General features: G+C 64.4%; 17 protein-coding genes and 1 pseudogene. 5 read left to right on the forward strand and 13 right to left on the reverse strand.

What is annotated here, in order from left to right:
- Window positions 1-93: 93 nt before the first annotated feature.
- The 8 genes from FXB38_RS29285 to coxB all read right to left on the reverse strand — a co-directional run bounded on the left by FXB38_RS29285 (window position 94) and on the right by coxB (window position 6,700).
- Window positions 94-858 carry an SURF1 family protein gene (locus FXB38_RS29285; RefSeq protein WP_148754401.1) on the reverse strand — a complete coding sequence of 255 codons (765 nt, stop codon included), beginning with the start codon at window positions 856-858 and terminating at the stop codon, window positions 94-96.
- Entirely contained in the window at window positions 855-1,256 is a 402-nt protein-coding gene (locus FXB38_RS29290; protein WP_148754402.1) for a DUF983 domain-containing protein, read from the reverse strand. Before FXB38_RS29290 ends, FXB38_RS29285 begins: the two co-directional genes overlap by 4 nt.
- 95 nt (window positions 1,257-1,351) lie before the next feature.
- Window positions 1,352-2,248, reverse strand: a complete 897-nt coding sequence (locus tag FXB38_RS29295) for a cytochrome c oxidase subunit 3 (protein ID WP_148754403.1) — start codon at window positions 2,246-2,248, stop codon at window positions 1,352-1,354.
- Between the two features lie 64 nt (window positions 2,249-2,312).
- A complete protein-coding gene (locus FXB38_RS29300; RefSeq protein ID WP_148754404.1) occupies window positions 2,313-2,960 on the reverse strand; it encodes a cytochrome c oxidase assembly protein in 648 nt (215 codons plus the stop codon).
- A 5-nt stretch (window positions 2,961-2,965) separates the two neighbouring features.
- A complete protein-coding gene (locus tag FXB38_RS29305) occupies window positions 2,966-3,130 on the reverse strand; it encodes a CoxF protein (protein WP_148754405.1) in 165 nt (54 codons plus the stop codon).
- A gap of 7 nt (window positions 3,131-3,137) precedes the next feature.
- Window positions 3,138-4,082, reverse strand: a complete 945-nt coding sequence (locus FXB38_RS29310; RefSeq protein WP_148754406.1) for a heme o synthase — start codon at window positions 4,080-4,082, stop codon at window positions 3,138-3,140.
- A gap of 60 nt (window positions 4,083-4,142) precedes the next feature.
- On the reverse strand, window positions 4,143-5,759 hold the full coding sequence (gene ctaD, locus FXB38_RS29315) for a cytochrome c oxidase subunit I (protein WP_148754407.1): 1,617 nt from the start codon (window positions 5,757-5,759) through the stop codon (window positions 4,143-4,145).
- Window positions 5,760-5,845: 86 nt separating this feature from the next.
- Complete coding sequence (gene coxB, locus FXB38_RS29320) at window positions 5,846-6,700, reverse strand: cytochrome c oxidase subunit II (RefSeq protein WP_148754408.1); 855 nt, start codon at window positions 6,698-6,700, stop codon at window positions 5,846-5,848.
- Window positions 6,701-7,148: 448 nt separating this feature from the next.
- Between coxB and FXB38_RS29325 the strand changes: the two genes are divergently transcribed.
- The gene (locus FXB38_RS29325) at window positions 7,149-7,682 is read left to right on the forward strand and encodes an invasion associated locus B family protein (RefSeq protein WP_187435221.1); all 534 of its coding nucleotides are present in this window, start codon (window positions 7,149-7,151) and stop codon (window positions 7,680-7,682) included.
- Window positions 7,683-7,698: 16 nt separating this feature from the next.
- Here FXB38_RS29325 and FXB38_RS44075 read toward each other — a convergent pair whose 3' ends face one another.
- From FXB38_RS44075 to FXB38_RS29335, 3 genes and pseudogenes are all read right to left on the reverse strand, one after another.
- Window positions 7,699-7,863, reverse strand: coding sequence for a DUF5615 family PIN-like protein (locus FXB38_RS44075; protein ID WP_246230227.1), 165 nt, complete (start codon window positions 7,861-7,863; stop codon window positions 7,699-7,701).
- A 55-nt stretch (window positions 7,864-7,918) separates the two neighbouring features.
- Window positions 7,919-8,035 (reverse strand): annotated as a pseudogene (locus tag FXB38_RS44080) (DUF5615 family PIN-like protein); the annotation flags it as partial.
- Complete coding sequence (locus FXB38_RS29335; protein WP_148754410.1) at window positions 8,032-8,256, reverse strand: DUF433 domain-containing protein; 225 nt, start codon at window positions 8,254-8,256, stop codon at window positions 8,032-8,034. The pseudogene FXB38_RS44080 and the gene FXB38_RS29335, both read right to left, overlap by 4 nt.
- A gap of 262 nt (window positions 8,257-8,518) precedes the next feature.
- Here FXB38_RS29335 and tldD point away from each other — a divergent pair, with 262 nt between their 5' ends.
- Genes tldD through FXB38_RS29355 form a run of 4 tightly spaced genes read left to right on the forward strand, consistent with a single transcriptional unit; the run spans window position 8,519 to window position 11,665 of the window.
- Window positions 8,519-9,946: a metalloprotease TldD gene (gene tldD / locus FXB38_RS29340; protein ID WP_148754411.1), complete on the forward strand. Its 1,428-nt coding sequence runs from the start codon at window positions 8,519-8,521 to the stop codon at window positions 9,944-9,946.
- Entirely contained in the window at window positions 9,943-10,719 is a 777-nt protein-coding gene (lepB, locus tag FXB38_RS29345; RefSeq protein ID WP_148754412.1) for a signal peptidase I, read from the forward strand. Before tldD ends, lepB begins: the two co-directional genes overlap by 4 nt.
- 23 nt (window positions 10,720-10,742) lie before the next feature.
- Complete coding sequence (locus FXB38_RS29350) at window positions 10,743-11,090, forward strand: MmcQ/YjbR family DNA-binding protein (RefSeq protein ID WP_148754413.1); 348 nt, start codon at window positions 10,743-10,745, stop codon at window positions 11,088-11,090.
- Between the two features lie 8 nt (window positions 11,091-11,098).
- The gene (locus FXB38_RS29355; RefSeq protein ID WP_148754414.1) at window positions 11,099-11,665 is read left to right on the forward strand and encodes a nucleotidyltransferase family protein; all 567 of its coding nucleotides are present in this window, start codon (window positions 11,099-11,101) and stop codon (window positions 11,663-11,665) included.
- A 158-nt stretch (window positions 11,666-11,823) separates the two neighbouring features.
- On the opposite strand, the gene FXB38_RS29360 is transcribed toward FXB38_RS29355, so the two are convergent.
- Window positions 11,824-12,402: a PAN domain-containing protein gene (locus tag FXB38_RS29360; RefSeq protein ID WP_148754415.1), complete on the reverse strand. Its 579-nt coding sequence runs from the start codon at window positions 12,400-12,402 to the stop codon at window positions 11,824-11,826.
- 166 nt (window positions 12,403-12,568) lie between these two features.
- On the reverse strand, window positions 12,569-13,939 hold the full coding sequence (locus tag FXB38_RS29365) for a glutamate--cysteine ligase (protein WP_148754416.1): 1,371 nt from the start codon (window positions 13,937-13,939) through the stop codon (window positions 12,569-12,571).
- Between the last annotated feature and the right edge of the window lie 51 nt (window positions 13,940-13,990).

A 13,990-nucleotide genomic window follows, 5' to 3' on the forward strand; every position in this document is an offset into this window, starting at 1 on the left:
TGCCGCGGAAAAAATCAGAAACGGCTTAAGATCACCCTCGTGAATATGCGCTGAATAATAAAGCCCGGACGATTCCGGGTTCCCACCGGGAACCTACGGGTTTGCGCCGCTCTGCCGTCGTCCCCTCACCCAGACGCCGAATGCAATCAGCACGGCGCCTGCAAGCGCGAACCAGGTGATGGCGTATTGCAGATGGTCGTCTTTCAAATTCACGTCCAGCGGCCCGGGACGTGGAATGTTGTTCTCGGGCGCCGGCTGTTCGAGATCGACGTAGAACGGCGCGGTCGTGCCCCAGCCGAGCGCGCTTGCGATCGCCGGATGATCGCGCACGAACCATAGCCGCTTGTCCCGGTTTGCGGCCGGCGTGAGCCAGCCTGGCTCTTCCGGGAAGCGCAGATAGCCGGTGAGCGCGACCGGCGCACCGGTCACGAGCTTCTTCACGGCGCGATCCTCGACGCTGCGCTCCTGCATCGTGTTCTCGACGAAGCCCGCATCGATCACGACGATCTCGCCGCCCGGCAGCCGCGCCGGCAGGAAGGCCCATGTGCCGGGGCCGGAGGCATCCTTGCGCACGGCGGAGCCCGACGAATAGACCATCGCATCCGGCGCGGCGGCATAAGTCGCCGTGAAGCTGACGCGGCGAAATTCGTCGCGCGCGGGCGTCAGCGCCGCCCATTGCGCCGGCGGCGGCAGCGCGATCGGCGTCGCCGCGAGACGCTCGGTGAGTGCGGCGATCAGCTCGTGCTTGGCGGTGCGGCGCTGCAATTGCCAGACACCGAGCGCGACGAAGGCCGCGGTCAGCAGAAGCGTGAACAGCGTGAAGCCGGCGACGCGGGGCGTGCGCGCAGGCTCGCTCATTTCGCGCGGTCGACCAGCCGGCCAGGTGCTGCCTTGTGGTGGAATTGCAGCGCGATCAGCAGCGATTTCATGGAGCGCAGTGGCAGAAGCGTGGTTGCGAGGATCAGCGGCAGCCACAGCACTGCATGCAGCCAGTACGGCGGCTGGTACTTGACCTCGACGACGAGCGCGCAGCCGACCACGATCGCGCCGGCCAGCATGATGATGAAGATGGCCGGACCGTCGCCGGCGTCGATGAAGGCGTAGTCGAGGCCACAGCGGTTACAGGATGGCGCGAGCGTGAGGAAGCCCGCATAGAGCTTGCCCTCACCGCAACGCGGGCATTTGCACGCGAGCCCGCGCAGGGCGCTTTGCAGGACGGTGGGCTGGGACTCGGGAGTGCCGGCAGGTTCGTTCATGACGCGCAAGTCTATCACAGTTTCAGTTGGGTCTCGGCCACCGGAAAGCAAAAGGGCGGCCCTGCGGCCGCCCTCTCCAGATCGGTTGGCTGGGCTCAGTGCGCGCCGTGGGCCATGGTCTCGGCGCCGTGTCCCCAGACATAGATGCACAGGAACAGGAACAGCCACACCACGTCGACGAAGTGCCAGTACCAGGCAGCGAACTCGAAGCCGAGATGCTGCGTCGGCGAGAAGTGACCGGCATAGGCGCGGAACAGGCAGACCAGCAGGAAGATGGTGCCGACCAGCACATGGAAACCGTGGAAGCCGGTCGCCATGAAGAAGGTCGCGCCGTAGACGTTGCCGCCGAACGAGAACGCCGCGTGGCTGTACTCATAGGCCTGCACGCAGGTGAAGGTCGCGCCCAGGAGGACGGTGAGGATCAGGCCATACTTCAGGCCCTGGCGATCGTTCTCGAGCAGCGCATGATGCGCCCAGGTGACCGTGGTGCCGGAGGTGAGCAGGATCAGCGTGTTCAGCAGCGGCAGATGCCAGGGATCGAAGGTCTCGATGCCGTGCGGCGGCCAGGTGCCCGGCACCGAGCAGGCGCCGGCCGCAGTGCCGAGGCCGCAGCCGAACACGGCGTCACGGGTGGCGTGGACGGCATCGGCGGGAAACAGCGCTGCGTTGAAATAAGCCCAGAACCAGGCAACAAAGAACATCACCTCGGAGGCGATGAACAGGATCATGCCGTAGCGATGGCTGATCTGCACGACCCTGGTATGGTCGCCCTTGTACTGGGCTTCCTTGATCACATCGCCCCACCAGCTCGCCATGGTGTAGAGCACGCCGACGGTGCCGACACCGAAGATGATCGGCGCGGCCGAGACCATGTGGTGCATCCAGGTGATCGCGCCGACCGCCATGATGAAGGCCGAGACGGAGCCGACCGCCGGCCACGGAGAAGGATCGACCAGGTGGTAGTCGTGATGCTTGCCTTGCGCGGTAGCCATTGCGGTCTGTCTCCTCAATCCCGTGCCTGTCCGGCACCTATCCCCTTAGTCCAACCCCTGAGCGTCAACCCGGCGGCTGGAGATTTCCCTTGCGTTTGTTGTCATCGCCGGATGCGAGCGGCTTCACCACCGGATCCTTCACCGGATAGAACGTGTAGGACAGCGTGATGGTGCCGAGCCCGTCATTGTCGTGGTCGTCGACGATCGACGGATCGACGTAGAACACCACGGGCATCTCGCGCTTCTCGCCGGGCGCCATGGTCTGCTCGGTGAAGCAGAAGCAGTTGATCTTCTGGAAATAGGATCCGACCGTGAGCGGCGCGACGTTGTAGGCGGCTTGCCCTGCGGTGGTCCGCGCGGCCTGGTTGGTCACGGTGTAATAGATCGTGGTGACCTGGCCGATATTGACCTCGACCTCGGTCTGCTCCGGCTCGAACTTCCAGGGCAGGCCCGGCGCGACGTTGGAATCGAAACGCACCACGATCTTGCGTGCGATCGGGCCGGTGGCAGGCGCCGAGGTCGCGACCTGGGTCGTGCCGTTGAAGCCGGTGGCGCGGCAGAACCAGTTGTAGAACGGCACCGCCGCATAGGACGCGCCGACCATCAGCGCGACCACGCCGCCGCAGATCGAGGCGACCAGGGCGTCGCGCCCCAAACCACGGCGCACCGCCTTTGGGGTCACGTCCTGCGATATGGCCGGCTCTCGATCCATCTCTCTCACATTGGCCGCACTAGAACCGCCGGTCCCTTGACCATGGTGACTGCGAAAAACAGGATGACGAGCACACCGAGCGCGAGCGCGATCGCGATCGAGCGCTGACGACGGCTCTTCTTCTGCGCCTCGGTGAGGACGATTCCATCTGGCTCTGGTTTGTCAGCCATTCCTGCCTCATGCGCCCCCAACCATCGGAGCAAGCGCCCGGTACACGACCTCGGCCAGCAAGGTCGCGAACAGCGCGAACAGATACAGGATCGAGAAGGCAAACAGCTTTCGCGTCGCGCGCAACGACTGGCTGCGCTCACGACGGAGATAGACGTTGATGGCGAGCACCAGCATGCCGGCGCCGAGCACCAGCGAGGTCACGCCGTAGATGGCGTCGAAATAGCCGAGCGCCCAGGGCGCGGCAGCCACTGCGATCAGCACGATGGTGTAGAGCAGGATCTGGAGACGGGTCGCATCGGGGCCGGCGACATTGGGCAGCATTGGAATGCCGGCACGCGCGTAATCGTCGGAGCGGAACAGCGCCAGCGCCCAGAAGTGCGGCGGCGTCCAGAAGAAGATGATGGCGAACAGCAGCAGCGGCTCGACGTCGACCGTGCCTGTTACCGCGGCCCAGGCCACCACCGGCGGCAGCGCACCGGCGGCGCCGCCGATCACGATGTTCTGCGCGGTCCGGCGCTTCAGGCCCATCGTGTAGATCACGACGTAGAAGAAGATGGTGAAGGCAAGCAGCGCGCCCGCGATCCAGTTGACGAGGATGCCGAGCGTCATCACCGAGAAGAAGGCGAGCGTCATGCCGAACGCCATCGCCTCGGGCCGGGTGATGCGGCCGCGCGGGATCGGGCGGTTCGCGGTGCGCGACATCTTGGCGTCGATGTCGCCCTCGAGCGCCATGTTGAGCGCGCCGGAAGCGCCGGCGCCGACCGCGATGCAGAGCAGCGAGGTGATCGCGAGCACCCAGTGGAAGTGTCCCGGCGCCATCGCCATCCCGACCAGCGCGGTGAAGATCACGAGCGACATCACCCGCGGCTTCAGCAGCGCGAGGTAATCGCCAACCTCCGCCTCGGAGATGCGGGGATTGATGTCGATGGCGTTCTGGTCGAGGACGGACACTAATTTCACTCGCTTCGTGATAGAGCCGCGGCGCCCGTCTCGGGCGCCGCGGGAGCTGGCTTACTGCACGCGGGGCAGCACTTCGAACTGATGGAAGGGCGGCGGCGAGGGCAGCGTCCACTCCAGCGTGGTGGCGCCCGCACCCCAGGGATTGTCGCCTGCCGGGACCTTCTTCATGAAGGCGTCGAACACGCAATAGAGGAAGATCAGCACGCCGAATCCGGAGATGTAGGAGCCGATCGACGAGATCAGGTTCCAGCCCGCGAACGCATCCGGATAATCGACATAGCGGCGCGGCATGCCCGACAGGCCGAGGAAGTGCTGCGGGAAGAACACCAGGTTGACGCCGACGAAGGTGAACCAGAAGTGCGCCTTGGCCAGCGTCTCGTTGTACATGTAGCCCGACATCTTCGGGAACCAGTAGTACCAGCCGGCGAAGATCGCGAACACCGCGCCGAGCGACAGCACATAGTGGAAGTGCGCGACGACGTAGTAGGTCTCCTGGAGCACGCGATCGACACCGGCATTCGCCAGCACGACGCCGGTGACGCCGCCGACCGTGAACAGGAAGATGAAGCCCACCGCCCAGATCATCGGGGCGCGGAAATCGATCGAGCCGCCCCACATCGTGGCGATCCAGGAGAATATCTTCACGCCGGTCGGAACCGCGATCACCATCGTGGCGGCGACGAAATAGGCCTGCGTCGCACTGGACATGCCGACCGTGTACATGTGGTGCGCCCACACCACGAAGCCGATGCCGCCGATCGCGACCATGGCGTAGGCCATGCCGAGATAGCCGAACACCGGCTTGCGCGAGAAGGTCGAGACGATCTGGCTGATCATGCCGAAGCCGGGCAGGATCAGGATGTACACCTCGGGGTGACCGAAGAACCAGAACAGATGCTGGAACAGCACGGGGTCGCCGCCGCCGTCGGGCGCGAAGAACGTCGTGCCGAAATTGCGGTCGGTGAGCAGCATGGTGATCGCACCGGCGAGAACCGGCAGCGACAACAGCAGCAGGAACACCGTCACCAGGATCGACCACACGAACAGCGGCATCTTGTGCAGGGTCATGCCCGGCGCGCGCATGTTGAAGATCGTGGTGATGAAGTTGATGGCGCCGAGGATCGACGAGGCACCCGCCAGATGCAGCGACAGGATCGCGAAGTCGACGGCCGGGCCCGGGTGACCGGTGCTCGACAGCGGCACATACATGGTCCAGCCGGCGCCGACGCCGTTCGCGCCGGGCTCGCCCTCGACGAAGGTCGACATCAGCAGCAGACCGAAGGAGGCCGGCAGCAGCCAGAACGAGATGTTGTTCATGCGCGGGAACGCCATATCAGGCGCACCGATCATCAGCGGCACGAACCAGTTGCCGAAACCGCCGATCATCGCGGGCATGACCATGAAGAAGATCATGATCAGGCCGTGCGAGGTCACGAACACGTTATAGGTGTGCGTCTCGTGGAATATCTGCACGCCCGGAAACATCAACTCGGCACGGATCGCGATCGACATCGCGGCACCGATGACGCCGGCGATGACCGCGAAGATCAGGTACATCGTGCCGATGTCCTTGTGGTTGGTCGAATAGACGTAGCGCCGCCATCCGGTGGGATGGGCGTGCTCGTGGTCATGCGCGTGATCGCCGTGTGCCGCTGCGCTGGTTGCCATTTTCAAATCCTGCCTTGCGTCCCATTCGGACCTTGGGAGGTCCCGCCCTTTATGTCGCCTTCAGTCCTCAAGCCGTCGCCCGGCGCTTACTGCGTCGGGCCGGCTGCGGAGGCGAAAGTGCTGGTGCCGCCGCTCGCATATTTTTTCTTCGCCGATTCAACCCAGGAGGCGAACTCCTGGTCGTTCACCACGCGAATGGCGATCGGCATGAAGGCATGGTCCTTGCCGCACAATTCCGAGCACTGGCCGTAGAACATGCCGGTCTTGGTGGCCTTGAACCAGGTCTCGTTCAACCGGCCCGGGATGGCGTCGATCTTGACGCCGAAAGCCGGCATCGCAAAGGCGTGGATAACGTCGGCGCCGGTGACCTGGACGCGGATCACCTTGTTGACCGGCACCACCATCTCGTTGTCGACGCCGAGCAGCCGGGGCTGCTTGTCCTGGGCCATCAGCGAATCGAATTCGAACTTGCCGTTGTCCGGATAGGCGTAGGACCAGTACCACTGCTTGCCGGTGGCCTTGATGGTCAGGTCCGCCTTCGGCACATCGAGCTCAAGGAACAGCAGGCGGAACGACGGCACGGCGATGCCGACCAGAATGAGCACCGGGACCAGGGTCCACGCCACCTCGATCAGCGTGTTGTGGGTGGTCCGCGACGGCACCGGATTGGCCTTCGAATTGAACTTCACCACCACGATCACGAGCAGCGCCAGCACGAACAGCGTGATCGCGATGATCAGCACGGACAAGAAGTCGTGAAACCAGACGATATTGTCCATCACCGGAGACCCGGAGGCCTGGAGGTGCCATTCCCACGGCGCCGGCTGCCCGAGCTCGGCGAATGCCGCGCCGCCCGTCGCCAGCGTGATGCCAGCCGCCACCAAGGCGATGGTGGCCAATCCCAGCAAATGCCGGCCCACCCGACTCTTCGACATCCTCATGCCGCTCGCGCTCCCCTTACGAAATCACCCCAGGTGCATTGCCCTATTTCCGGGAAATGCTTATTCGACCCGCCCGTCCGACAAACCGCCGCTCAAGAATACCTCTAAGAGGAATTGGGGCCAGATCGCTCAAACGCCGAAATCAAGCCTCTCAAACCATAATTCTTGATCTATCGCAATGCAGTCTTGAGGCCTCTCCGTCTGCCATCACCCGCAAGATATTTCCCAGCAACATCAGACAAAAATACCATTTCCCGGGATGCCGCGGCTTGACAGCTGAATTGCCCGCGGTAGGCACTGGCGGACAGTTGCGCAGGAACCTGATTCGTGCCGGCGATGGCGGGCCAGGGCGGCGCGGGATTTGCTTGGGAATTGCCTTCAAGACGCCGTCATTGCCGTATCAGTCCACCAGCGCGAGCGACCCAAGCGAGCAGAGGGACCGACCCCGATGGGGCTTTCGAGATGCATGGCAAGGCCGGTTAACCGCCTTTTGGCGCTGATCAGCCTCCTGGCTGTCGCCCTTTTCCCAGCCCTGCCCACCCTCGCCCATGCGCAGGGCGCGGTGCGCTCCGTCCATGGCGACTGGCAGATCCGCTGCGACACCCCGCCCGGCGCCCAGGCCGAGCAATGCGCCTTGATCCAGAGCGTGGTGGCGGAAGACCGCTCCAACGCCGGCCTCACCGTGATCGTGCTCAAGACCGCCGACCAGAAGAGCCGCCTGATGCGGGTGGTTGCCCCCCTCGGCGTGCTGCTGCCCTCGGGCCTCGGGCTGAAGCTCGACAATCAGGACGTCGGCCGCGCCGGCTTCGTCCGCTGCCTGCCCAATGGCTGCGTCGCCGAGGTCGTCATGGACGACAAGCTGCTCGGCCAGCTCCGCAGCGCCAAGACGGCGACCTTCATCATCTTCGAGACGCCCGAGGAAGGCATCGGCTTCCCGCTCAGCCTGAACGGGCTCGGCGAGGGTTATGACAAGCTGCCGTAGGGCCGCTGCGGATGGCTCAGTAGATCTCGAGGCAAGCCGCGTCGTCGCTTTCGAAGGAAAGGATTGTCTCCGCATGTCGACGGAGCAAATTGGCAATCTCGACCGTCGTTTGATTGCCGGCACGTAGCCAGATCACCTTGGGCGGGGCACCGAACAGGCCCGCCATTTCGGCAAAATCCAAAATCAACGTCCTGGGTCACTATGGCGAAGCCCTTGGCCTTGGCAAAGTCCCAAAGCACGCGATCGGCAACTTCAGACAACCCCAGGGGCCGGACGTGACTGGACTCCGGAAAGAGATCGACAATCGTTTGACAGAGCTTGAAACTGAGGTTCTGATCGAACAGCAGCTTCATATCGGCGCGGTGATCAACCGCCTCTCGCGATCGGCGGCGTAGGAGAGGCACGCGCGGATGTCATCCTCGGTCAATTCCGGGAAATCGTCGAGAATTTGTGCATGGCTCTGGCCGGCAGCTAGCCAACCGAGCACATCTGCCACGGCAATCCGCATGTGGCGAATACAGGGACGGCCCCCGCGCTTGCCTGGCTCGATGGAGATGACGTCCTGATAGTTCATGCTGACAGCATAGCACCGTTCCGCGCTCGTTGCAGCACGATCCCAACTGCCAGGCACGATCTCGTATCCCCGCGGCAAAGGACGATCAAATGGTGAGATTGCTTCAGCGCCCTCGGCAGAGCAGCCCAGTCCTGGAATTACTTGATTAGCTTCTCGGTCCCGGCTCACATCATGTCGTTTCCGTAATGTGACGGTCCGCCCCTCGCGGAACCAGTCCAAAACCATTATCTTGCCTCACATCCCCCCGATAACGGACGGACGCATGACAAATCCCGCCACAACCTCCCTGCTCGACCGCGCCAATCTCGACCGCGACCAGGTTCGCCATGAGGTCGCGCGCGGCCTTGCCGGTGCCGACGATGGCGAATTGTTCCTGGAATACAGCCAGACCGAAGCGCTGATGTTCGACAATGGGCGGCTGAAGCAGGCGACCTATGACACCTCGCAGGGATTCGGCCTGCGCGCGGTCAAGGACGATGCTGTCGGCTACGCGCATTCCTCGGACGTGTCGCTGCCGGCGCTGATTCGCGCCGCCGACGCGGTGGCCGCCGTCCGCGGCGGCTATTCCGGCAGCTTTGCCGCCCCGCCGGCGCATACCAATGTGCGGCTGTATTCCGACGACAATCCGCTGGACGCGCCGGGCTTCGAGACGAAAGTAAAGCTGCTCGCCGAAATCGACGCCTATCTGCGCGACAAGGATGCGCGGGTGCGGCAGGTCAGCGTCAGCCTGGGTGCGACCTGGCAGGTCGTCGAGATCCTGCGTCCCGACGGCGAGAGCTATCGCGACATCAGACCGCTGGTGCGCGTCAACGTCTCCGTCGTCGCCGGCCAGGGCGACCGCCAGGAGAGCGGCAGCAAGGGTTATGGCGGCCGCGCCGGCTATGCCGAATTCATCGAGAGCAAGAACTGGCGCGACGCCGCTGACGGTGCGCTACGCGAAGCGCTGGTCAACCTGGAATCAATTCCCGCCCCTGCCGGCGAGATGGACGTCGTGCTCGGCGCCGGCTGGCCCGGCGTGATGCTGCATGAAGCGGTCGGTCACGGCCTCGAGGGCGACTTCAACCGCAAGAAGACGTCTGCGTTTGCGGGCCTGATGGGCCAGCAGGTCGCGGCCAAGGGCGTCACCGTGGTCGACGACGGCACCATTGCCTCGCGCCGCGGCTCGCTGTCGATCGACGACGAGGGCACGCCGACCAATCGCACCGTGCTGATCGAGGACGGCATCCTGGTCGGCTACATGCAGGACCGCCAGAACGCGCGGTTGATGAACATGAAGCCGACCGGCAACGGCCGCCGCCAGGGCTATGCCCATGTGCCGATGCCGCGCATGACCAACACCTACATGCTCGCTGGCGACCGCGATCCGGCCGAGATTCTCGCTTCGGTGAAGAACGGCGTGTTTGCCGCGAATTTCGGCGGCGGACAGGTCGACATCACCTCGGGCAAATACGTCTTCCAGTGCACCGAGGCCTACAAGATCGAGAACGGCAAGATCGGCGCGCCGCTGAAGGGCGCCATGCTGATCGGCAACGGGCCGACCGACCTGCATCGCATCCGCATGATCGGCAACGATCTCGCGCTCGATACCGGCATCGGCACCTGCGGCAAGAACGGCCAGGGTGTGCCGGTCGGCGTCGGCCAGCCGTCGCTATTGATGGAGCGCATTACAGTGGGTGGAACGGGCGCATGAGCGTTGAGAAGGTAACTGTCCCCGCCAAGCGGAAGAGCAGCGGCTGGGCCGGTCAGCTCATGCAGCTCGCCGGCATCGTCGCCGCCGTCTTCATCGCCAAGGGCGCGCTGGCCGAGCCGTTCTACGTGCCGTCGGGCTCGATGGAGCCGACGCTGCTGATCGGCGACGCGCTGCTGGCTTCGAAATTCCCATATGGCTACGGCACCTCGTCGCTGCCGATCCAGATCAACCTGCCGGAAACCGGCCGCGTCTTCGCGGAGACGCCGAAGCAAGGCGACGTCGTGGTGTTTCGCTGGCCCGGCGACCGCTCGCAGGCCTGGGTCAAGCGCGTCGTGGGTTTGCCCGGTGACCGCATCCAGATGCGACAGGGGCAGCTCTTCATCAACGACCGTCCCGCCGAGCTCAAGCCGGATGGCGTCGGTGCCGCCGAGGACGACAATGGCGGCAGCGAGCCTGCCTACCGCTATGTCGAGACGCTGCCGAACGGCGTCAAGCACCTGATCTTCAAGATGCGCGACAACGGTCCGCTCGACAACACGCAGGAAGTGACGGTGCCGGCCGGACATCTGTTCGTGCTCGGCGATAACAGAGACAACTCGGCCGACAGCCGCGTGCCGCTGCGCTCCGGCGGCGTCGGCCTGCTGCCGGTCGACAATCTCGTCGGCCGTGCCGATGCCGTGCTCGGCTCCTGGGATCTCGGCATGCGCGGCCAGCCGGTGTGGACCTGGCTCTCCGGCTTCCGCCTCGCGCGGTTCTTCACCGCCGTGCGCTGAGCTGACCCCCAGGCGTTGATCCAATGACCTTCGACGACGTCAGAAAATTCGCGCTGACGTGGCCGGAGGTCGAGGACGGCACCTCTTACGGCACGCCGGCGCTGAAAGTGCGCAAGAAGATGCTGGCGCGTCTGAAAGAGGATGGCGACAGCCTGGTGATGCCGGATGTCCCAGTCGACGAGCGTGCGATGCTGGTCGAGAGCCAGCCGAAGATTTTCTATTTCACCGATCACTACCGAGACTATCCGATCGTGCTGATCCGCCTGTCCAAAGCCAGGCGCGCGACCGTGGAGCCGCTTCTGCGCCGGCGTTGGCGCGCGCTGGCATCGAAGGCAGTGCGAGCCGATTTTGATGCGCGCGAGGGCGCGTGACGCACGCGATGGATGAGGCCCGCTTTCTCGCGCTGGCGCTGGAGAACCCGGTCAACGTCGCGATCGTTGACGAGCTCGACCGCCTCGCGCTGCCGGATGCGTGGCTGGTCTCGGGATGCCTGGTGCAGACGGTGTGGAATGTCCTCACCGGCCGCGCTGTCGACCACGGCATCGCCGATTACGACGTATTTTACTTCGATCCTGACACCTCCTGGGAGGCGGAGGACGCAGTGATCCGCAACGTCAACGCGCGCTTCGATCATCTCGGCGTCAAGATCGAGACCCGCAATCAGGCCCGCGTGCATCTATGGTACCCGACCAAGCACGCCCTGCCTTATCCGCCCCTGTCGTGCTCAACTGACGGTATTGACCGTTTCCTCACGCAGAATACGCAAGTGGGGGTCAGGCGCGAAGGCGGCGGCTACGACATCTACGCACCGCACGGGTTTGATGACATCGCAGATCTCATCGCGCGCCCCAATCCAGGCCCGAATTTCTCCGCGGCAAACTACGCGACGAAGGCGGCGCGATGGAAGGCGTTGTGGCCGGAGATCACGGTGATTGCCGCGGAATGAGATGCGCGATGCAATCCATCCACACTGCGAGATCCCGTAGGGTGGGCAAAGCGAAAGCGTGCCCACCACTTCTCGTCACGCTTGCCGAGAGATGGTGGGCACGGTGCTTCGCACCTTTGCCCACCCTACGGCAGCAACGACAACGGAAAGAGCTGCGCCTACCTCACCACGCCCGACGTGAACCCCGCCTTCCGCCGCGGGGGCTTGATGTCCTTTTTCAGGAAGCAGCGCGCTTCGCGGCCGGTGTAGCCGGGACGAGCATAGGTGAAGGCGCGGCATTTGTTGTCGGCGGTGCAGGCGGCCTTGCAGACGTCCTCGCCTTCGCCTTGCTTGAGCTCGAAATTGCGCAAGTCCCCGCCGGGGCGGTCGATCGAGGTCTCCACGCCCTCGACGCGCGGCTCGATCACGCCGGCGCCGCGCACGCCGGAGATACAGCAATTGGCGGGCTGTCGCGGCGGCACGGTACTCTTGAGCCAGCACACCGCCGCGGCGCCGTCGATATCGGGATAGCTAAAGCTCCACGATCGACATTTGCGATCGCGCTCGCAGAGCAGCGCGCAATCCTCGGGATCGCCTGACGTCACCGGCGCGTTGAAATAGTCGCCGCCGGGCCGGTCGAACGCCGTCTGGGCGCGCGCAGGCGCGCTCGCAAAGGCGAGCGACAGCAGCATGACGCAAGCCACGACGCTGGCCAAGGCCTTGGCCCTGGCGGCCCCAGGCAGGCGGCCCTTCCCCATCGGAACAGCTTTCGAGTTATTGACGGCGCTCAGGTTTTTCGGCCGGTCATTTGATCGCCGCAAACCTGTATGGGCGATGAACGGCCTAAAGCCTGGTCGTTGGCCTAAAGCATGATCCGGAAAAGTGTGACGCGGGTTTTCCGCGAAGATCATGCTCGAACGCGCGCTAGAACGCGTATTCCGAGTAGGCCGGTTCCACCGAGCCGTTCCAGGCGCCGTTAAACTTCTCGAGCATCTCCTCGGCCGGGGTTCGGCCGGAATCGATGATGCGGTCGAGCGGCTCCAGATGCCGGGTCTCGTCGCGACCGATCGCGTCGATGCGGCCACGGCGACGCAGGCCCGCATGTGCCAGAACGAGGCACTCCTTGGCGATCTCGAACAGATAGCGGTCCTTGATCCGCGCCTTGAAGCCGAAGCGCGGCACGTCGTCGCGCAGAGCCTGGCGCTCAGGCGCGGTCCAGTGCTTCACGAGGTCCCAAGCGGCGTCGAGCGACACGTCGTCATAGAGCAGCCCGGCCCAGAACGCAGACAGCGCCGGCAGACGGCCCCACGGGCCGCCATCGGAGCCGCGCATCTCGAGATAGCGCTTGAGCCGCACTTCCGGGAAGATCGTCGAGAGATGGTTGGCCCAGTCCGACAGGGTGGGACGCTCGCCGGGCAGATTGTTGTTGCGGCCGTCGAAGAAGGCGCGGAACGAGGAGCCCGACACGTCGATGTAATCCTCGCCGCGCTTGACGAAATACATGGGCACGTCGAGCGCATAATCGACATAGCGCTCGAAACCCATGCCGTCCTCGAACGCCCACGGCATCATGCCGGCACGCGCATTGTCCGTGTCGCGCCAGATCTCGGAGCGGAAGGACAGGAAGCCGTTCGGCTTGCCCTCCGTGAAGGGCGAATTGGCGAACAGAGCGGTCGCGACCGGCTGCAGCGCCAGCGAGACGCGCAGCTTCTTGACCATGTCGGCCTCGGACGAGAAGTCGAGATTGGTCTGCACCGTGCAGGTCCGGTACATCATGTCGAGGCCGTATTGACCGACCTTCGGCATGTAATTGGTCATGATCTTGTAGCGGCCCTTGGGCATCACCGGGATGTCGGTGCGCGACCAGGACGGCGTCATGCCGAGACCAAGAAAGCCGATGCCGAGCGGGGTCGCGATCTCGCGCACCTGCGCCAGATGCGCCATCAGCTCGCTCTGGGTCTGGTGCACGTTCTCGACCGGCGCGCCGGAGAGCTCGAACTGTCCGCCGGGCTCGAGCGAGATCGCGCCGCCGCCGGTGACGTCGTAGAGGCCGATGATGTTGCCCTTCTCCATGATCGGCTCCCAGCCGAGCAGGAGCTTCATGCCTTCGAGCAGTGCGCCGATGCCGCGCGCGCCCTCATAAGGCACCGGACGGTGGCCCTCGAGCGTGAACGGCGTCTTCTCGTGCTCGGTGCCCATACGGAATTCGGACGGGTCCTTGCAACCGGCCTCGAACCACGCAACGAGCTCGTCGCGCGATTGCAGCGGCGTCATATCGATCTGGTCTCGCGCCATATCAAATCAAACTCTAATCAGAAGCGCTTCGATCGAATGCGCGCGGGTGAC

Origin of the sequence: Bradyrhizobium cytisi (assembly GCF_008123515.1) — a bacterium.
GTDB classification, from domain to species: Bacteria; Pseudomonadota; Alphaproteobacteria; order Rhizobiales; family Xanthobacteraceae; genus Bradyrhizobium; species Bradyrhizobium cytisi.